We start from the raw sequence: 19,207 nt of genomic DNA on the forward strand, positions 1-19,207 counted from the left end.
AAGCTTGATTGCCGGCTTTTTCTATGTCAACCTATGGTGATTATAACGCCAACCCAAACTCATTAAATTGAAATAAGCTGATGAAATATAATTTGAAATGGATGATCCTTATTTTTTTCAGCTTGCCTGTTATTGCTCAAGGAGCAGAATCAGTCATCCCGTCATTGCCAGCCGGCGCATCCACTCAAAATAAGGAAAGCCCGGCAGAAGCTGATATTTTAAGAACGATTCAGACCCTTCGTCAGCAAGGCAGGCTTGAGCACGCCAAAGAGGCGGCTAAAAATTACCTCCATCAATTTCCCAAGGATGGCGATGTACAGCTGCTGCTTGGATTGATTGAAATGCAGCAGAATAATCTTGCTGAGGCAGAATTCTATCTTCGACAAGTCTTGTCCAATACTCCAACTTATACCGATGCCCGAGTCGCCTTAATCCGGCTTAAGTTGCGGCAGAGTCTCTTTGCTGAAGCGAATAGGCTATTGATAGAAGGGCTTAAACTTCAGCCCGGACAAGCTGAATTATTGAAACTACAGAATCAGCTGGTGAAAGCAGAAACGCCTGTTCCCCCACCGCAAAAAGTAGCGAGTATACCTGCCCCTGCCTCCAGAATAGCACTAAAAATACCCGCCCCCAGCGCTGCCAAAATCGATGATTCAAAAAAACTGCTGGCCGAGCTGCAACAACTCAGGCTAGAGGGAAAACTGGAACTGGCTAAAGCCAAAGCAATGAGTTACTTAAGTAAAAACCCTGATGATGGTGATGTGACTCTGGTATTAGGACTTATCTATTATCAACAGCAGCAATTTGCCCAAGCCTCCACCTATTTAAAAATGGTACTGGAAAGAACACCTGCCTATGTGGATGCGCGGGCAGCTCTTATTCGCATTCAGCTCATCAATAAGAAATATGAGGATGCCAGGGAGTTGCTGCAAGCGGGTTTAAAGCTCAATCCTGGTAATCACGATCTGAAAGAGCTCGCAAAAAATCTGGCCTCTTTAACTGTGAGCAAAAATAAAAAGCCAGTTTCCCCTGGACCGGCAACTGTCGACCCCATCGATCCGGAGTTAGTCAAAGTAAACCAGCTGATTAACCAGAAAAAATATGAAAAGGCAAAGATCTACCTGATTCAATTGCTGGAAATCCACCCGGAAAATGCCAGATACCGCATTGCACTCGCTGATCTTTACCTTAACCAACATAATGATATGCAGGCTTTACTTCTTATCAATAAAGGCCTGCGTACCCAGCCTAAGAATATTGATCTATTGCTGAAAAAGGGCGAAATTAACACTATCCTGCGCGAATACGCGGTCGCCGCAGGAATTTATCAGAAAGTTCTGATACTCTCCCCCGACGATCAAGGCGCAAAGGGAATGTTGAATGAGATTAGCAGCATCAGTCCAAGATATACTTATGGTGTGAATGAAATTGGCATCGCTTCCGATAACGCCTATGTCGATGATCTTCACTCGATATGGGATTGGTCGACTCTTTACTATAGCCGGGATACGGACTGGGGCCGACTGGGAGGGAGAATTAACTATGCTTCACGACAGAGTCTCAATGCAAACCAATATGAAATAGACATCTCCCCCCGATTCAACCGAAATATTTATGCCGATCTGATGGCTGCCTGGTCCGATCAACCGGCCTTGTTCCCTGATTTTACCGGTGCTGCAGAAGGTTATGTCAATATACCCAAATTCTTTGAATTATCTGCAGGAGCCAAATACGCGCAAATAGCCAGCACCTATCTGAGCACTTATACCGGCTCATTTAATCTATATCCCGGCAGTTTGTGGCTTAGCTTTCGCCCCTTTTATTTCGTTCCGCGGGATTCAAACAGCAAGTCCTATTTATATACAGGAAGGGTGCGAAAATATTTTTCTACTGACGACCACTATATCGGTTTGGGCGGGGGTAGCGGCCATAGCCCCGATTTGGCGGATTTATTAACTGTTAATTTCCTGGTTATCAAAAACAGTTTTATTAATGTGAATTATACTTTTCCAATTTTTAATCATCATCTTGTAGTAGATTTAAGCGCAGGGTATCAGCGTTGGCAATACCCATCTGACCTGGTCCGCCGTTTATACGACGGCAGCCTGGGTTTACGATACCGTTTTTAGGCTTTTTATGGCTCAATTTTTAGGAATCATCAAGCTTCTGGTTCTTTTTCAGTTTGCACTCATATTTATTTTTGTTTTAGCCATGTATTTTACCCGTGGCTATTTTCACTACCGCGCAGGCAAAACCAAAAAACTGGCCGATGAAATTGCCCAACGCCTGAGCGCTTGTCTTAGTGAAGAGCAGGAATTACCTGCTAAAAAATTACGCGAATACATCAAAGCCATTGATGTGGTTCTCATGGTACTAAAGACGATGGAAACTCATCATCGGCATGAGGCTGCTTTTCAGCGGTTCACCATCTATCTCTCCCATAACTTATTACAACCTGCAGCCCGAAATCTATACAATTCCCGTAACTGGCTTAAACGTTATTATGCGGCGATTTGCCTCAGTTATGGCTTTGAAAAGAGTGATGAAGACAGGCTTAGCCAATTAGTTCGTGACAATACGTTATTAGTATCAATTAATGCGGCAAGCACCGGTATCCGATATCAGAATCCAATAGTTATTAATCAATTGATTACCAGTTTTGCCAAAGGCCGTCATCTGCAGCAATCCTTCTTCGCCCAAATATCGGAAGTGTCCAATTATGATGTGGCAGACATTATCATTACCAGGCTGCAGATTGAAATGGAGCCTTATACCAAGTTATTCTGCTATCGACTCTTGAAACAAATCCCTTACACCAGACTTCTCGATTGTGCCATTGACGATTTACTGTTTGATCTGGTCGATTTACGTATTGGCATCATTGAATATCTGACAGAAGTACAGGATGAGCGGAAAAATCAGATTCTTTATGATTTAGCCTTTGTTCCTCAATGGGAGGTACGTGCAGCAGTTGCAAAATCTCTGGCCAGGATTCACAATCCCAGAAGTATGGATATATTAAGTATCTTATTAACCGATCCGCAGTGGTGGGTGCGCGTGAATTCCGCCACCTCGTTATATGCACAGGGAGAAGCCGGCATAGACATATTGAAAGCACAATCGCCAGAGAATGATAAATTCGCTTACGAGACCGCTCAACGAATACTTCTTTCGGGAAATAGAAAATGACAGGTGTATTATTTTTTATCTCGATTTGTATCCTGGTCTATTTTACGTTCCTTGGGCTTTGGTATTCCTTGCTGCTGATACTTTCCTTTCCTGAGGTTATCAAGAAGTTTCGCGAAGTGACACTGGGTGATATCAGCCTGTTTATTGATCAACTGACTCAGATACCGATTACCATTGTCACCCCCGCTTTTAATGAGCAGCATCGCATTCTTTCCATGCTTTACAGCGGCTTAAACAGCAATTATAAAAATGTTCGTTTTATTGTAGTGAATGATGGTTCAACCGATAAAACGATGGAAATATTGATTGATGAATTCCAGTTGTATGAAATTCCTGCGGTAATTAAGCAGACCATACCTACTTGCAAAGTCAGGCACTGCTTTCAATCAGCTCGCTTTCCTAATCTGATGGTCATTGATAAAGAGCATTCGCCCTATCATTGCGCGGCGGACTCCGTCAATGTCGGCTTAAATGCCTGTCAAACCCCCATTATGCTCACAGTGGACGCCGATACAGTTCTCGAGCCAGAGGCTTTGACTCGCATGATGTTCAGTTTTTTATCAAAAGGCCATTGTATTGTCGTTAGCGGGTCTGTGTATGTACTGAATGAAAATAAAGTCCAGAATGGACGTTTACTAACCACCGATTTACCCAAACGCTTCGTGCCTGCCGTGCAGGGTTTGGAATACTTGCGCTCCTTTCTTTATGGAAGAGCCGGACTCAATGTGCTAGGCGGAGCCATGTGCTATCCCGGCGCATTTACGTTATTTGAAACACAAAGCCTTCGCGAGGTCGGCGGCTATGATTCGCAAAACTTTTCCTATGATGCGGAGATTACGCTCAAACTGCATCGTTATATGATCAAAAACAGATTCCCTCATTCTCTGAATCATTCACCCAATGCCTTTTGCTGGACAGAAGTTCCCTCAACAGCCAAAAGCTTCTGGAATCAGCGTGATAAATGGCAGCGCGGCATGTGGCGAAGTGCCATGAAATTTATCACAATGTTCGGCAACCCTCGCTATGGAATTGTAGGTTTAATAAGCTTTCCAGCCTTTGTGCTTTTTGAAATTTTAGGGCCAGTTGTCGAGTTCTGCTCTTATTGCACCTTTATCATTGCCTATTTTATTGGGGATATCGACTATCAGGTGATTTTCTGGTTTCTGGTGATGGCCTGGGGATATCTTGCCTATATTACCGTGGCGATGATTTTTCTGAACCTGATTACGTTTAATAAATACCATCGCATGAAAGATGTATTTCGCAGTATCTGGTTGATTCTTGCGGAGATGCTCTGGTTCAGGGAATTTCGTGCCGCCTGTTGTGCAAGGGGAACCTTAAGGTATTTTGTTAACCGCCTTCTGGGAAAACCGCTTTGACAGGCGATAAATTAAGGAAGTACGCTAAAAAAATCCTCTCTCCCCTCAGGGGAGAGAGTTAGAGAGAGGGGTTTAAAATCAACACTCCTACTCCTACGTGCCTCGGTTTGTCCCTGAGAGATGGTCGCAAAATTTAACCATCCTATTAGAGCCTACGTACCCCGCTTTATGCGGGGTATCCAAGTAATGCGTCTGATTGGCAAAAGCATTTTAAAACTCACTGCCATTGTTATGGATACCCCGCATAAAGCGGGGTACGTAGGCTCTTACGAGGGACGTAGGTAAATATCTTAAGTGCCATTTGCCCAGGGGCCCGGCTTACATAGCTTCCTTAACTTAATGGCACTGTTCCAGCTTGGGAGAGGAAATTTTCTTTTAACTCCCCGCAGCCAAAATTCATGCTCAATTTCAGCAAACCACATGTTCAAGCATTTCAGTGATTGTCTTTTCCAATGACCAATGATGCCGATAGCTAATTAAAGAACGTAGTTTGCTTAATTCAGGCTTGCGATTCTGGATATTGATGTAACCGTCGCCGTAGGTTTCTTCCAGGCTTTGAAACTGGATTTCAGAATTTGATTCGGCCAGATGCTTCACCAGGTTGGCAAGTTCAATAATGCTGATACTGTGATCGCTGCCGACATTGACCACTTCCCCCACCGCTTTATTGCTAAGGCTTAATTCGCGCATAATCTGACAGGTATCTCTGACATCGCAGAAAGAGCGTGTCTGACTGCCATCTCCAAACACTGTGATTGGCTCACAATGCGTCGCCTGCTTGATAAAACGCGGCAACACCATTCCATAGCGGGATGATTGCCGACGACCTACGGTATTAAAAATCCTCATAACAGTGACTGGCACCTGCATTTCATGATAATAAGCCATTCCTGCCACCTCATTACAGAGCTTGGAAACAGGATAGCTGGCATGGGCTTTTCCACTGGCTTCAACATGTAAAGGATCTGTTTCTTTCATAGCAGTAGGTTTTGAACCATAAACCTCAGAGCTTGAGGCTAATAGTACGCTCGGTTTTTCCTGCAGACGTGAAACCGCCATCAGTAAGCGCTCTGTGGACTGCATATTGACCTCAAGGGTCGCAATCGGTCTTTGCAGAACATTAAACATACCCACAATAGCAGCGAGATGAAAAATAACTTCGCACTTCTGCACGATAGGATCCAGAGGTATCTCCAGCAGATTGGAATGATGAAATTTGAAGTTTTTATTGGAAAGAAAAGGTTCTATATTGCGTAGTTTACCAGTACTCAAATCATCTACTACAATCACTTCCTCATTTAAATTCAAATATAACTCAGCCAGATTTGAACCGATGAATCCAGCGCCGCCAGTAATTAGAATAGCCATACTAGTCCTTGTTATTAACAACAGCAGGAATACACTTGATTGCAGCAATCCCCTGCATTTGGATTACACAACCAGTGTAGCGAATTAAAGCCCCCAGTAAAACACCCCGGGTTCATCCAGTTTTTCCTCAGCAAACAAATTGGGAATATCCATAATAACCGCCGGGCGCTGACATTTCGTCACTAAGGACTGCAAACCTTTCTGCCGATAGTAGTCATGCCCTACGACCACAATCGCTGCAGAGAGGGTATTCACTTCGTCATAATCCACCAGATGGATATCATATTTTTTCTCAACGTAGTCCCTGTCGGCAAAAGGATCGTGCACCTGACACTGGAAACCTGCCAGTTTTAATTCCTTGATAAATTTTAATGCCAGGCTGCTTCTGATATCCGCCGCATTTTCTTTATAGGTAATCCCAAAAACACCCACCGGGCAATGTTTCACCGGAATATCATACTTGATCAAAGCCTGTACTAATTGGCTGATAACAAAATAAGGCATCCCGTCATTCACTTTTCGCGCCGTTAAAATTAAGTCGTGCGGAACGCCTATCCGCTTTGCCTTGAATGCCAGATATAAGGGATCAACGGCAATACAATGGCCGCCGACAAATCCAGGTTTGAAAGGCACAAAACTCCATTTGGTTTTAGCGGCCTGTAAAATTTCATGAACATTTAAATCAAGTCCGTGCATGATTTGTGCAAATTCATTCATGCAGGCGATATTAATATCGCGCTGGGTATTTTCCAGAATCTTCACCGCTTCGCCGGTTTTGATGCTGGAAACAGGATATAAGGTATCACAGCAGTTTTTATAAACATCCTCTATCTGTTTTAAGGTTTCCTGATTCTGCGCAGAGATCACCTTAATAATGTTTTTTAAATTATAATGCGGATCATGAGGGCTAATCCGTTCAGGTGAGTAACCTATATTGAAATCAGTTTGGCAACGTAAACCGCTCATTTCCTCCAGTAGCGGCTGACATACCTCTTCGGTAGTGCCGGGATAAACAGTCGATTCATAAACAACAATATCGCCTTTCTTCAAAATATTGCCTACCGCTTTCGTCGCATTAATCACCGGTTCGAGATTAGGCAGCTCATAAAAAAAGGCAGGGGTAGGAACGGTAACAATAAAGAAATTAGCGGTACGAATCTCATGCGTATTGCTGGTAAAAAAAACTGGACTGTCTTGCAACTCTGCCTCATTGACCAGATTGTTTTTGTCAAAACCTTTTTTTAGTTCCTGAATTCGGCTTTCGGAAATATCATAACCATAGACCTTGTATGTTTTACTTAAAGCCGTCGCGAGACTTAGGCCCACATATCCCAGACCGATTATCGCAATTTCCCTATTCATAGATTACGTTCCCTGATTGTCAATGTTAAAAGTATAGTTGAATTGCCTGTTTCAGGTAATACAAGCGTCTGTTTTTTATCACTAAGTTTCGTTTCACAACTGATAGCTGCGCAACGTGTTGATTACGGCTTCAGGTTTAATGTTAGCAACCTGGAAAGCTAAATCATAAACAGTATCCGCGAAACAAGAGAAAAGATTGATCTATGCGTGAATACACCCTAAATTTAATAGAAGAGTCACCAGTTTCGCTTTAGGACTCCCCTGGAAGGATATGGAAATGTTGAAACCTCATGGATTATTAATGCATCACAGAAAACAGGCTCATCATTATCCTCTGACTTGGGGAAATGACTCCCATGATTAATGATCTCTCCCATCTGAAAGAGTTTAACTTAAGTAATCAACAGGGAGTCAGCCAATCTATATTGAGAGATAAAATCCATCTTTTATACAAGCAGCTCCCTGTTGCTATTTTAGCTGAAACCTTCGCGTATATTGTGTTTGCCTCCGGCATCTCATCCTACGGCCAGCATCTGTTCAGCCTGAAAATCTGGCTGGTTTATATGATTATCGTAACCCTGTTATGGTTAACCTCATACCTCGCCTTTCGATTTAAACCGAGCGCATTTTCCTATCCGATATGGTTACTGCAATTTGCTTTGTTTTGTTTTCTGTCAGGAACAGGCTGGGGTCTGGCCAGCGTGCTGCTTTTACCTGCAGACAGTATCCTGCACCAGGCATTTGCCATTATCCTTATTTTCGGTCTGCTTGCCGGAGCCGTTCCATTTCTTTCTCCGGTGATTAGTATTTACGCTTTGTTTCTATTGCCCACGGCTCTTCCTTTAATAATATGGCTTTTTATGCAAAGTGAAATTCATGTTCTGATTGCCTATTGCGCCATCATATACGCTTTGGTTGCTTTAGCGAGTAGTCTCTATGCCAATCAATATTTGAGTAATGCACTTTCTCTGGCTTATAAAAATATCAATCTTGACAGCATCAATCAGTTACTTGAAAAAAAAGTAGCTCTGAGAACCAGCGAGCTGGAGCAGACCCTTGCCCTGACCCGCTCCACACTGGAGTCCACTGCTGACGGCATCATCGTAGTAAATCGCGCAGGAAAACTCGATTACTACAATCAGAGGTTTCTCGACCTGTGGCAAGCAGCCTTCACCAGCCAACCCCGAATCAGCATTCAGGAGTTTTTTCCAACGCTTTTGCACGAGCTTAAAAATCCGGAAGCGTTTCGAAAGATATTAGAAAAACTGAGCATTGATCCGGAAAGGGAATATGCTGACGAATTTGCTTTGCGCAATGGCCATATTCTTGAATGGAACTCAAAGCCGCACCGGCTGGGGAATACAATTGCAGGGCGTGTATGGAGTTTTCGCGACATCAGCCAGCGCAAGCAAATGGAATTGCAGCTTGCTTTTCAGGCTAATCATGATCAGCTGACCGGCCTTCCCAATCGCAAACTGCTCTATGATCGTATTATTCATGGCATTCATTTTGCCAAACGAAATCATAATAAACTGTTGCTTATTTTTTTGGATATCGATAATTTTAAACTAATCAATGACAATCTTGGCCATGAAATTGGCGATGAGCTGCTGCAGCAGATTACCCAGCGTCTTAAGCTAGCTACTCGGGAAAGCGATACCCTGGCACGTTTTGGCGGCGATAAATTCGTTGTTTTATATGCAATCAAAAACTATCGACATGCTGCCATGCTCTGTAAACGAATTCTGTCGGTAATGACTAAATCGGTTTATATTCATCCTCATGAAATTGTCGTCACGGCGAGCCTTGGTGTAAGCATATATCCCAAGGACGGCACCGAGGTTGTCACTTTACTGACCAATGCAGAAATGGCCATGTATCAGGCCAAAAATATGGGCAGAAATAACTACCAGTTATATGACGAATCCATTCGCAATCAAGCCCGCCAAAGTCTTCAATTACAGATGGAATTGCGCACTGCCCTTGTTAAAAAAGAATTTTTCCTTCTTTATCAGCCGATTGTTCAGTTGAGCAGCGGCCGGATTGTTGGAGTTGAAGCCTTACTGCGCTGGCAACATCCCACAAAAGGGATTATTTTACCACATGAATTTATCACCATAGCAGAAGACTCCGGTATTATTATACCGCTTGGTGAATGGATTTTTAAAACGGCCTGCACCCAGAATAAAATCTGGCAAGATCAGGGATTAAACCCCATTCGCATGGCCATTAACGTTTCCGGAATTCAATTATTAAGAGATGACTTTGCCGCCTGCATCGATCGCTGCCTCGAAGAAAGCGCGCTTCCACCCCATTATATTGAAATTGAATTAACAGAAAGCGTGATTATGGACAAACAACAGCAACATATTAATTTGTTGAATGTGCTTAAAAACCGGGGGGTTCAACTTTGCATTGACGATTTTGGAACCGGTTATTCCAGCCTAAGCTATTTGCGCGATTTCCCTGTTGCAAAGATTAAAATTGACCAATCCTTTATTGAAAAATGTCCTTTCGATCCTAACAATAACTCCATTGTGGAAGCGATTATTGCCATGAGTCACGGCTTAAAAATGCGGGTTTTGGCAGAGGGAATACAAAACCTGGAGCAATTACAATTTCTTAAAGACTTGGGCTGTGATGAAGGCCAGGGTTTTTATTTTAATCAGGCGCTTTCAGCGGAAGAAATTGCAAAACTACTTGCCTGATTTCATATCATAAATTCTAGTTTTTTTACAACTAAAAATAAATAGGCTAAAATGAATCCTTTTTAAATAACAAGGTTAGTTAATGTTTCTCGTAAAAAAAGCCATTCGGCTTATTAAATTCCCTTCTTCAAATCCATTTGACAATGTAGATTCAACGAGCCTTTATACAACATTATTACAAAGCGAATCGCCCCAGGAACAAGCCATTTATTCTTTATTTACACGTAACAATACCATTGCTCGTTCATTGCAGGAAAAATTACTGTTTCTCTGGATTCAAAATCCTTCAAGATTAACCAATGCAAATTGCAGTAAATTCTATGAGATTTTAAACAATTCCCTAAGCAATTCGGCCATCAGTCCTCGCTATAAAATGCGTGCTGGATGGCTAATGGCTATTTTATCCAATACACTTCCTGAAGAATTCAAAAACACGGTCGCTTCTATTGATCAGGACTCTTTTATTCCAGGTTTCGCAGATTTCTACCCCACTAGAAAAGTGTTAGAGTTCTTACAGGCTATGCGAGTGAGGGCTGAGAATCCATCAGGGTTGATTACGAATTACTATTTCGTGTCTACAGCCCATCTTAAAGTCGAGGATATAGAGGAAATTTTACCCATGTACCTGGGAGATTTTAGAAAAAATCAACCCACTTTAGATCTTAACGATCAGCTTTTTCCACTCCTGGCTTTTCTTGAATGCATGAGTGATGAACAACGCCTTAAAGCATTTAATCAGATTGTAAAATGCGTGCAAATCGAACCCTTATCCTTTATAAAAGAAATCCTCAGCCGATTTCTGGCACAAGCCAGCGATAATTTGGTCGCTCAAATTAAAAACCAGGTCGCTGATGACTTTGTGAAAAGAAACTCTCCTGAGCATCAAGGGTCCATTAATGAGAAATATTACAGGATCTATGATCTGCATAATTTTATGAATACTCTTATGGAGCAAACTCATCAAAAGAAAATAGCCGACATTGCTACACCAGCGAACCAAAATGAATTATCGCGCTTCATTGATGATTTATTTAAAAATCTCCAAACGTATCCGAGAACATTGGCTGCCTATGAAGGAGCTTTTAGAACCTTAATGCAACTAGTGTTTAGCAATGATCAAGCAAGAGTAATCATTAAAGAGAAAATTGATCAGAACTATGACGCTCAAAAATGCAATATCTATTGTCGCTTCCAGCAGCAGCTAAGGGCGGCCTGCATACTGAAAACCTGCCTTCCCAATGTGCTTCAAGCACATCAGGAAATAGACGATACTGAAACCATGCAGATTGAGGCAATCGCCTCACATTAAAAATGCTGATTAATTGCCTTGGCGTAGGTTTCCTGCGCCTCGGTTAAACGTTTTTCTGCTGCACCCAATTCGGCCATCAGCACCAGTTGCTGCTCTTTTCTGTCGTCAAGCGCAGATAATCTTGCCGCCAGCGCATCTCGCTGTTCCGTGAATGATTGAATCTGCTCTTCAAGAGACGCCAGCCATTGCTGGCGAGTGCTCAGAGCCTGCAGCATAAAGCTGGCCGTGTCTTCTGTCTTCTTAATAGACGCCTTACACTGACATAATCTGACCAGAATATTAATTTTCTGATGGATACGCTCTGCAAGATAATTGGCAGCCTGTGAATTGACTTGTATGGCCAGCCGCTCAATATCCCTTTTAATTTCGTCAATAAAATTCTCGGCTTTTGGCTCAAACTGATAGTGAAAAATGCCCGGCGGCAGGCTTTGCCAGGATATCTGGACGCCCGGCTTGCTCAGATTCCAGGCTAGCTCAGGCAGTCTGGATTTAAGACCTTGCAGCATTACTTCTATGTTTTCTAGCATGGGCTTATACCCGGTAGTGTTTCTGGTTCCTCAAATTCTTTCACATCCACTTGCTCAGGCTTTTGAACCAGCTCATGCATTTTCCACCTATTCAGTAAATAGCGGGAAAACTGTCGGCCGCTTTCTTTTGGAAAATCATTCTCAAGCAGATATTGATGTACATCACTGAGAGCATTTGTGTTTAAAAAATTAAGCCACAGCGGATATTTAGTCAGAATAGTGAGCATCACTGATCGATCATAGCGTACCAGTCCATTAATTGCTTTACTCATTTTTGAGTCGCAGTCAGGATCCTCGCTATTGGCTACCTGTTCCAGGGAGCGATATAAATAACTCACCTGCCATTTTTTTTTCAAAAGCGGCAGAGATTGCGGATTCCCATCCAGCAGCTCGCTTATCGCCTGCTGAATATCCTTTCGATCTTGTAAATAACGCTGAACCTTTCTTTTCGACTGGTCTGAAAAATTGTTTTTGTCCATGAAAGAATGAATCGATTCAAGCGCTTTAATTTCCAATCGATGCAGCCAATGAAAATATTTGTCAAAAATGAGTAAACAACTGGTTTCATTATATTGAATGAGCGTTATTATCGCGCCCGGGATTTTTTTTGAATAGTCGTCAGACTCTTTCGCTTTCAGGATAAAGCGTTGCAAACCCTGATATAAATACTCTAACTGCCAGGGTTTAAAAAAGCTCAGCCATTCGGGATAGTGAGTCAGCAGATCTAAAATTGCCTCATCACAATGGTTCATTAAAGTGAACAATTGCAAGCCCTCAGGCTCTTTTTCAAGTGAGTCTTCCAGCATAAGCCAGACATTTTTACGATTGTTTCGATACCCTTTGGAGCGAACATAGTAGTCTTCACTCAAAAAAGTCTTAAAAAAAAGATTCATATTTAACATGTCTGCGCCTTCACCGACTCGCAAAATTAATCGAACACCATGATGTATTGTAAGCCTTTTGAGCAACTTTATAAATAAGAGTTCCAGCTCCACTTCCACTCAGAGCTGTTTCATTTTAATTACTAATGCTCTTTTCTTCCGTTTGCGGGAGAAGGGAGCAAAAGTTAAGATCTGGAAGACTGCCCTTTCACTAAAAAGCGCTTGAATTTTTTGTTTAAAAAGGTATGCTTTGTAATTGTGGGGCCGTTAGCTCAGCTGGTAGAGCAGGAGGCTCTTAACCTCTGTGTCATAGGTTCGATCCCTATACGGCCCACCATATAAAATCAAGTCCTTAGCTTGATTTTTCCCAAAAACCTACTACCCGTGACAATATTGTGTCAGAATTGCCTTTCTTGTTTCTGCTTTAAAGAGAGCCTAAGACATTTACAAATATCTTTAATAAATTCAGGGGGCGCTAATATTGTTCTGGTTCGTGAAGCGCTCTAATAACGCCGTTATTTTGGCATCAAACGTCTCTATAGTTTCTCCTCGTATTGCAAGCTTGCCAGGAAGCATTAAAGCAGCCATTTTAGATTCCTGAGTTACTTCGACTGCTATGCCAGCGCTTTTTATTAAATCGGCGCATTGATTAATTACTGCTATCTGTGTTCCCGGTGTGAACTCAATATAAATACCTAAATAAGGTGAGTGGTTAAGTCTACAGTTTTGCTCAAAAAGCATGTGAATCTTTTGTTCTAATGAAACATGTTGGCTTTGATTTTTCTTCCAGCCATAAGAAAAAAAATGTCCCTCTACTAAACTTTCTTTTGGTTCACCTTTTAATGCACTTAGCACTAGAGTTGCTTGATTTTGTAAATGCAGAGATAAATTTCGAAAAAAGTGGTTTATACGGATGAGCATAACAGGATTACTTAAATTGTTTTTAGTGATGGCCTTAATAATTTCTTCAATGTGTTCTCGTGAGCGAATATAAGCGCTTACGACCTCTCCTTCGGTCTCTGCTAAAGAAATGGCGATACGTGAATTTTTAGTTGCAACGGCTATAATATCTTCAAAGCTCGAAATTAATCTAATAAATTGTTTGTGGTTTTGTCTGATAAAGTAATCTACTTGTCCTATCAATTCCTGATTATTAGCTAAAATACCACAGTCAATTAAATCAAGAAGCTGGGTAATAGTGGCAAAAGATGCTGCTAACTGCGTGTGAAGTTTTTCTTTTGAAAAACTATATTGAAAGAGAAAGGCTACTATGGTTGGATTAATCGCCGCAAGCGGTAATAAATGAGATATTTTAAATAATTCCTGGCGTTCATCGTCTATTACCAGGCTAAAAATATGCTTCATCAATAAAGCGCTTTTGTCAACCTGACATAGCTTTACTAGTTGTTTACACTTTAAAAGTTCAACTACATCCCTTAATTCTTGTAGGCCATCTGACTCCAGGAGGTTAGTCATAGCGGCAGAAGACTTCTCAGCAATGGCGACAAGCGTTTCTGGTGTATCGATACGCTTTACAAGCTTAAGATACTCACGGCGATATTTTTCATTAACAGCGCTATAGTCAGGCAAATCCTCAAAATCTGGATTGGCTTTGACATAGGCTTCATCTATTTGATTTATCTCTAATTGGCGCTCCCTGTCTAGTCGTTCATATTCAGATATAATGATATCGCTTAGATGCATATCATGCCCTTTATAATACAAAATGACCTATATTTTAACACATCGAAGGCAAAAGATTAACCCTGAATTACAGTGTTAAGTTTTCTTTAGGAAAATTGTTATGTAAATCTATTAGCTAGATGCAGAAATGATGTCTACAGCGCTTATTGCAATGAATTCCTTCATAGTGAACTCACCCTTACAGAGTTGGCGTAAAGGAAAAAATGATTGCTCCTTTTGATCAGTCGTTAATGAACTATTACGATTAGAGTGGATAGATAGGCGGTTTTCAATGCACCGCGAAAGTTTTAAATTCATATCCTTTATTTAAGAAAAAATCTACCTTTCTATTAAATCTCTTTCTCAATGAAAAAGCTTGACCCTATAGTAACTATAGGCTTTATCTTGTTCATCAACAGGCAGGAGATAAGAACAATGGCTGAATGGCTGGTTAAAAATTTAAGTCAATTGACGGGGGTTTCTGTGCAAACATTGCATCATTATGATCGCATTGATCTGTTAAAACCGTCGTTACGTCTTGCTAATGGGTATCGTGTTTATACAGAAAAAGATTTATTAAAACTTCAGCAAATCATTGCCTTGAAATTTTTCGGATTTGAGCTGTCACATATTAAAGAATTAGTCGAGGATGAGGGTGATGCCCTGCAACACTTTGCTACCCAGGCACAGGTATTGGAAAAAAAGGCGCATGCGTTGCTGGAAGGTGCTAAAGCCTTGAGGAATATTACCTCAGCGATGAATAAGAGCCAAGCAATCCCCTGGAAAACGCTGATTGAGCTTATTGAGGTATATCAGATGACAGTCAAACTCGAGCATTCATGGGTTAAAGATATTTTTACCCCTGAAGAATTAAGAGAATATGCGGCTTTTAAAAAAGAAACGGATGAATCAAAGCAACGCGCTCTTTTTGAAAAAAAACTATCTTATTTAATCCATGAAGTGGGCAGAAATTTACATTGTGATCCTTCTTCCGAGATTGGTATTCATTTGGGCGAAGAATGCATGAAGAATATCAACCAGTTATATGGAAAGAAATATGCTCATTTGCGAACTAAACAGTTTGAAAAAGGATTTGCCAATGGATTAGGACTTAAAGAAAGAGGTCTGACTTCTGAAATTGTGAACTGGATGCAAAAAAGTATTAGCGCTTACTGGCAGGCCACTTTTTATGAACTGATTAAAACCTTTGGAGAAATTCCTGACAACGAATTTTTATCGCGCTGGAATGAATTAATCGATGAGCGCTGCGGGAATAATTTTGAGCATAAGCAAAGGGTATATGAACAGCTTTTAAATGATGACAAAGTACCTGATGAAATAAAAAACTGGTTAAACCATTTAATGACAAATAACAATAATATAGGGGGTTAAAATGAAAAATAAACCGGAAACAGTGGTTGTTGCAGGTGCAACCCGCGGCATTGGTTTAGGTTTCGTAGAAAAGTTTTTAGCTTTGGACTGCAAAGTAATTGCCACATACCGAGCGACTAGTAACCTGCTTAATTTAAAAGAACAACAGGAACGTTATGGCGATAAGCTGATTATGTTGCCACTGGATTTAACTGATACAACTCAAATTGACGCGTTCACCAAAAAGCTTCATGAATCTGAAGAAAAAATAGATTTATTGATATTAAATGCCGGGACAACCGGAAATAATGATGTACTTAAGTTAGAGCCAAAACCGCTGGATCCAGCCACATTCTGGCCAGAATTGGAACTTTCCAGAAAGGTGCACGAGGACGGACCATTGCGGCTGATCCTGGGCTTAGAGAATAAAATGCAAAATAAAAATGCCTGCATCGTCTATTTAACCACGCCTCATGGCCTTGGTTCAAAAACTGTAGGCATTGATGCGCATGCTATGTCAAAAGCTGGAGGTCAGAGTATGATTTATAGCCGTTGCAAAGCGATGGTTAAAAAGTGGACCGATGCCTGTAAAGAGCCGGAACAACTGGCGCAAGCACCAGGCGCCTTCGCAATTTATCCTGGTTGGGTGAAAACAGATATGGGCGGTTCAAATGCCCGTCTTACAGTAGCGGACAGTGTTGATTCTATGGTTAAAGTAATTGACACTGTTATTGGTAATAAGAAATTCGCTGCAGTTTATTCATATAATGGCTCGGCTTTGAATCGTGATTCCTATGTCGCTTCAGAAGAGCTGACAAAAGTCATTGCCGCAGCAGAATCAGCAAAGGAAATAAGCGCGCAGAACCAACAGATGCCCAATGCCATTCTCCCGACATTGTCTCTTTTTGCGCACAAAGAGGCAGATGTGCGTACTAGCCCTCACACCGGCAATTCTATTCCTAATACAAGCTATGCCCCTTCCGGGTCACAAATTTAACCATCGTATAAGAGCCTACGTTACCCCTAAGAGCCTACGTACCCCTAAGAGCCTACGTACCCCGCTTTATGCGGGGTATCCATAACAATGGTAGTGAGTTTTAAAATGCTTTTGCCAATCAGACGCATCGCCTGGATGCCGCGCATTAAAGCGCGGTACGTAGGGAACGAAGGATAAAGCAGAAAAATTTTAATCAAAACCCAAGTCTACACCGCGAGCGGTATGACTTTGTACAAACTCACCGACTTTTTCAGAACTGGTTATCGCTGCCAATTCTTTCGCATTGAAGCTGGTCTCCGGCATTTTCCAGCCGCGCGCGCTTATATACTGATTGAACTCATTGAGGCTATGAGGTGAATAGAAACCCACCGCATTTCTTTTTGTTTCGCAGACGGATTTAACCAGGGACAAAATGACGTTAATTTCAGCGTTATTTAATTGATCTTTACTTTCTAACCACTCATTGATTCGATTTAAGGCTGCTGCCTTGGCATCAGAACCGCTGTTAAACCATTGCTTTCGGCCGTTCTTTTTGTCTTTAATATTCTCTGACAAATCAGCAATCAGCTGTTTAATCTGAGCAAGCGGCGATAGAATATGTATCTCTACCCGGGAGGATTCGGCAGTATTTGCAGCCCTTACAAACTCAATATCATTATCTTCCAAAATTTTTTCGAGCACCGGAATATGCTCCTCCCTGATTTTTAATTTATAACGGGAAGGCACAATAACTAATGAATCATAGAATCGCATATCCTCTTCGTGACGCATCAACGTCATCGTCAAATTTAGCAACTTAGTGAAGATCAAAGCATTCGTGTAGCCAATACTGACCAAACCCTCAGCAATTCTGGATTTTTTCTCTTTGTTTTCTGAAAACATAGAGATCAGTTCTGCCGTTTGCTCATCAGAAATAGCGCTGACTTCCAAATCGCCCAGCAGCCCTTGCTGGCGATATTGATTAAGTGCTGTCGCTAAATGCAAAAGGAAGTTATCAGCAGTAACGATTAATTTCTGCCTCTCCAATAAAGCATCTCTCAGCAGCAAAGCAATTACAGTCTGTCCCTCCATTGAAAAAGTTCCATTTTCCCCATCTACCTCACAATGAATCCTGGGGATTGTAAGTTGATTAAGTTGATCATGAGCAATAATCCTTCTCATTACCTTTGTTATCCGTTTTCCTCTTTCCAAGGAGTCCATGTTTTCCTTTGACTCGTGTTCTGCAAACAAAGGGATTACCAAATTTTCACCAATTTTATAATTAGTAATAGCAGCGGTGATTAACTGGACACAAGTTTGCTCTTCCGGGTTCATATCTTCAGGCATTAGCCAAGGCATAAAAGACTCCAAATTTTTGACGACAATCGAATCGGCCTATTATCGCATAACCCAACCGTATTTGTCGATATTTTAACCAAAATGTATTTTATTAGCCGGTACAGCATCATATTACAAAATCTATCAAGGATGCCCTTTTTGTATAAAATCATTGATAGCCATATTGGTTCTCAGCAAATGGGGAATAATATGACCTGTGCTTTCGCAATGAAGCTTTCTTTTGATGTTTTCAAAATGCTTGTCGACCGTGCGTTTTGAAATGTCGAGAATATCGGCCATTCTCTGGAAATTGAAACCAAAATAATAAAGATAAATTAGCTCTCTTTCTTTATGGGTTAATTCCTTATTGGCGATAAAATTAAACGGTAATATATTAAAATCAAAAGCCTCATCATTTACCATCGACTGGAATCGTTTATCTGATTGTTTAAGCTCTAAAATAGCATCCTGTAAATAGTTTGTATGAGCTCTTTTATGCAGCTCGAACACTTCATTCATCTGCACAATAAAATCGGCCGGCAAAATCAAGGTGTTCTCATTAGTTAATAATTTTCGGCAACGCTTGCCCAAATCCTGGCTGATTAGCTTTAACATATCCAGGTTATTCAGGGCAAAATTACCGCCCTGCAAGGGATCGCAATGTGCAGCAAAGGTGTATATCTCGGTATAGTCAGGCTGCTTATTAGCAATATCAAAAAAATATCGATACTTATTATCCACCAGCACTTCTTTGATCGCATTAGGCAGGAGCGAGTCCTGCAAGACATCGCAGGAATAATAATTCCCGTAATCATTGGAAAGATTATCGATAATTTGTGCAGCGTATAATTCATTCTCCAAAAATACATCAATTAAGGTATTGTCGGAGATAATCTGTAAATAGCGTCCCTGTAAATCAAAATACAAATAGCCCCAATTGCAGATTACTGTTTTGTCAAAAATGTGCTGATAACAACCCTTGAGATAGGAGGTATACATTTTCATGTGCTTGTAACAGTTCATTGAAGCTCACCAGGCAACGCGATTCTTTTTAGTATAGCTCGGGCATTCAATCATAAAACCGTAAGTACAGATAGATCATTTTAAGAACAAATA

Annotated in this window: 14 protein-coding genes and 1 tRNA gene; 8 read left to right on the forward strand and 7 right to left on the reverse strand. The window is 41.2% G+C overall.

What is annotated here, in order from left to right; translation table 11 throughout:
- Positions 1 to 80: 80 nt before the first annotated feature.
- The 3 genes from DYH61_RS14100 to DYH61_RS14110 are packed head-to-tail and all read left to right on the forward strand — an operon-like array spanning position 81 to position 4,568.
- The gene (locus tag DYH61_RS14100; RefSeq protein WP_058507084.1) at positions 81 to 2,129 is read left to right on the forward strand and encodes a YaiO family outer membrane beta-barrel protein; all 2,049 of its coding nucleotides are present in this window, start codon (positions 81 to 83) and stop codon (positions 2,127 to 2,129) included.
- Between the two features lie 7 nt (positions 2,130 to 2,136).
- On the forward strand, positions 2,137 to 3,189 hold the full coding sequence (locus tag DYH61_RS14105; protein ID WP_058507083.1) for a HEAT repeat domain-containing protein: 1,053 nt from the start codon (positions 2,137 to 2,139) through the stop codon (positions 3,187 to 3,189).
- Positions 3,186 to 4,568 carry a glycosyltransferase family 2 protein gene (locus tag DYH61_RS14110; RefSeq protein ID WP_058507082.1) on the forward strand — a complete coding sequence of 461 codons (1,383 nt, stop codon included), beginning with the start codon at positions 3,186 to 3,188 and terminating at the stop codon, positions 4,566 to 4,568. The genes DYH61_RS14105 and DYH61_RS14110 overlap by 4 nt, the downstream gene beginning before the upstream one ends.
- Positions 4,569 to 4,976: 408 nt before the next feature.
- On the opposite strand, the gene DYH61_RS14115 is transcribed toward DYH61_RS14110, so the two are convergent.
- Positions 4,977 to 5,936, reverse strand: coding sequence for an NAD-dependent epimerase/dehydratase family protein (locus DYH61_RS14115; protein WP_065236123.1), 960 nt, complete (start codon positions 5,934 to 5,936; stop codon positions 4,977 to 4,979).
- Between the two features lie 84 nt (positions 5,937 to 6,020).
- A complete protein-coding gene (locus tag DYH61_RS14120) occupies positions 6,021 to 7,298 on the reverse strand; it encodes a nucleotide sugar dehydrogenase (protein WP_058507081.1) in 1,278 nt (425 codons plus the stop codon).
- A 356-nt stretch (positions 7,299 to 7,654) separates the two neighbouring features.
- On the opposite strand from DYH61_RS14120, the gene DYH61_RS14125 reads away from it, so the two are divergent.
- Complete coding sequence (locus DYH61_RS14125; RefSeq protein ID WP_058507080.1) at positions 7,655 to 10,006, forward strand: EAL domain-containing protein; 2,352 nt, start codon at positions 7,655 to 7,657, stop codon at positions 10,004 to 10,006.
- Positions 10,007 to 10,088: 82 nt separating this feature from the next.
- Positions 10,089 to 11,315, forward strand: a complete 1,227-nt coding sequence (locus DYH61_RS14130; protein ID WP_058507079.1) for a hypothetical protein — start codon at positions 10,089 to 10,091, stop codon at positions 11,313 to 11,315.
- Here the strand turns inward: DYH61_RS14130 and priC are convergent.
- Positions 11,312 to 11,842: a primosomal replication protein PriC gene (gene priC / locus DYH61_RS14135; protein WP_058507078.1), complete on the reverse strand. Its 531-nt coding sequence runs from the start codon at positions 11,840 to 11,842 to the stop codon at positions 11,312 to 11,314. The genes DYH61_RS14130 and priC overlap by 4 nt on opposite strands.
- Complete coding sequence (locus DYH61_RS14140) at positions 11,836 to 12,744, reverse strand: hypothetical protein (protein WP_058507077.1); 909 nt, start codon at positions 12,742 to 12,744, stop codon at positions 11,836 to 11,838. Before DYH61_RS14140 ends, priC begins: the two co-directional genes overlap by 7 nt.
- Positions 12,745 to 12,984: 240 nt before the next feature.
- Here DYH61_RS14140 and DYH61_RS14145 point away from each other — a divergent pair.
- Positions 12,985 to 13,060: transfer RNA gene (locus DYH61_RS14145), tRNA-Lys, on the forward strand.
- A 128-nt stretch (positions 13,061 to 13,188) separates the two neighbouring features.
- Here DYH61_RS14145 and DYH61_RS14150 read toward each other — a convergent pair.
- A complete protein-coding gene (locus tag DYH61_RS14150; protein ID WP_058507076.1) occupies positions 13,189 to 14,427 on the reverse strand; it encodes a hypothetical protein in 1,239 nt (412 codons plus the stop codon).
- 414 nt (positions 14,428 to 14,841) lie between these two features.
- Here DYH61_RS14150 and DYH61_RS14155 point away from each other — a divergent pair, with 414 nt between their 5' ends.
- Together DYH61_RS14155 and DYH61_RS14160 are read left to right on the forward strand one after the other, a co-directional pair.
- Positions 14,842 to 15,798: a MerR family transcriptional regulator gene (locus DYH61_RS14155; protein ID WP_058507075.1), complete on the forward strand. Its 957-nt coding sequence runs from the start codon at positions 14,842 to 14,844 to the stop codon at positions 15,796 to 15,798.
- Between the two features lies 1 nt (position 15,799).
- Entirely contained in the window at positions 15,800 to 16,774 is a 975-nt protein-coding gene (locus DYH61_RS14160) for an SDR family NAD(P)-dependent oxidoreductase (RefSeq protein ID WP_058507074.1), read from the forward strand.
- Positions 16,775 to 16,963: 189 nt separating this feature from the next.
- Here the strand turns inward: DYH61_RS14160 and DYH61_RS14165 are convergent, their stop codons facing one another.
- On the reverse strand, positions 16,964 to 18,112 hold the full coding sequence (locus DYH61_RS14165) for a hypothetical protein (RefSeq protein ID WP_058507073.1): 1,149 nt from the start codon (positions 18,110 to 18,112) through the stop codon (positions 16,964 to 16,966).
- A 123-nt stretch (positions 18,113 to 18,235) separates the two neighbouring features.
- Positions 18,236 to 19,114 (reverse strand): helix-turn-helix transcriptional regulator, encoded by an 879-nt coding sequence (locus DYH61_RS14170; protein ID WP_058507072.1) that lies wholly within the window; start codon positions 19,112 to 19,114, stop codon positions 18,236 to 18,238.
- Positions 19,115 to 19,207 lie beyond the last annotated feature (93 nt).

Source organism: Legionella quinlivanii (genome assembly GCF_900461555.1).
Lineage (GTDB): Bacteria > Pseudomonadota > Gammaproteobacteria > Legionellales > Legionellaceae > Legionella_C > Legionella_C quinlivanii.

Bases quoted from the DNA above. Each gene is read 5' to 3' on its own strand.
- DYH61_RS14120 (WP_058507081.1), bottom strand. From the start codon at position 7,298: ATGAATAGGGAAATTGCGATAATCGGTCTGGGATATGTGGGCCTAAGT.
- DYH61_RS14165 (WP_058507073.1), bottom strand. From the start codon at position 18,112: ATGCCTTGGCTAATGCCTGAAGATATGAACCCGGAAGAGCAAACTTGT.
- DYH61_RS14155 (WP_058507075.1), top strand. From the start codon at position 14,842: ATGGCTGAATGGCTGGTTAAAAATTTAAGTCAATTGACGGGGGTTTCT.
- DYH61_RS14150 (WP_058507076.1), bottom strand. From the start codon at position 14,427: ATGCATCTAAGCGATATCATTATATCTGAATATGAACGACTAGACAGG.
- DYH61_RS14105 (WP_058507083.1), top strand. From the start codon at position 2,137: ATGGCTCAATTTTTAGGAATCATCAAGCTTCTGGTTCTTTTTCAGTTT.
- DYH61_RS14125 (WP_058507080.1), top strand. From the start codon at position 7,655: ATGATTAATGATCTCTCCCATCTGAAAGAGTTTAACTTAAGTAATCAA.
- DYH61_RS14160 (WP_058507074.1), top strand. From the start codon at position 15,800: ATGAAAAATAAACCGGAAACAGTGGTTGTTGCAGGTGCAACCCGCGGC.
- DYH61_RS14115 (WP_065236123.1), bottom strand. From the start codon at position 5,936: ATGGCTATTCTAATTACTGGCGGCGCTGGATTCATCGGTTCAAATCTG.
- DYH61_RS14110 (WP_058507082.1), top strand. From the start codon at position 3,186: ATGACAGGTGTATTATTTTTTATCTCGATTTGTATCCTGGTCTATTTT.
- DYH61_RS14170 (WP_058507072.1), bottom strand. From the start codon at position 19,114: ATGAACTGTTACAAGCACATGAAAATGTATACCTCCTATCTCAAGGGT.
- DYH61_RS14100 (WP_058507084.1), top strand. From the start codon at position 81: ATGAAATATAATTTGAAATGGATGATCCTTATTTTTTTCAGCTTGCCT.
- DYH61_RS14140 (WP_058507077.1), bottom strand. From the start codon at position 12,744: ATGTTAAATATGAATCTTTTTTTTAAGACTTTTTTGAGTGAAGACTAC.
- DYH61_RS14130 (WP_058507079.1), top strand. From the start codon at position 10,089: ATGTTTCTCGTAAAAAAAGCCATTCGGCTTATTAAATTCCCTTCTTCA.
- priC (WP_058507078.1), bottom strand. From the start codon at position 11,842: ATGCTAGAAAACATAGAAGTAATGCTGCAAGGTCTTAAATCCAGACTG.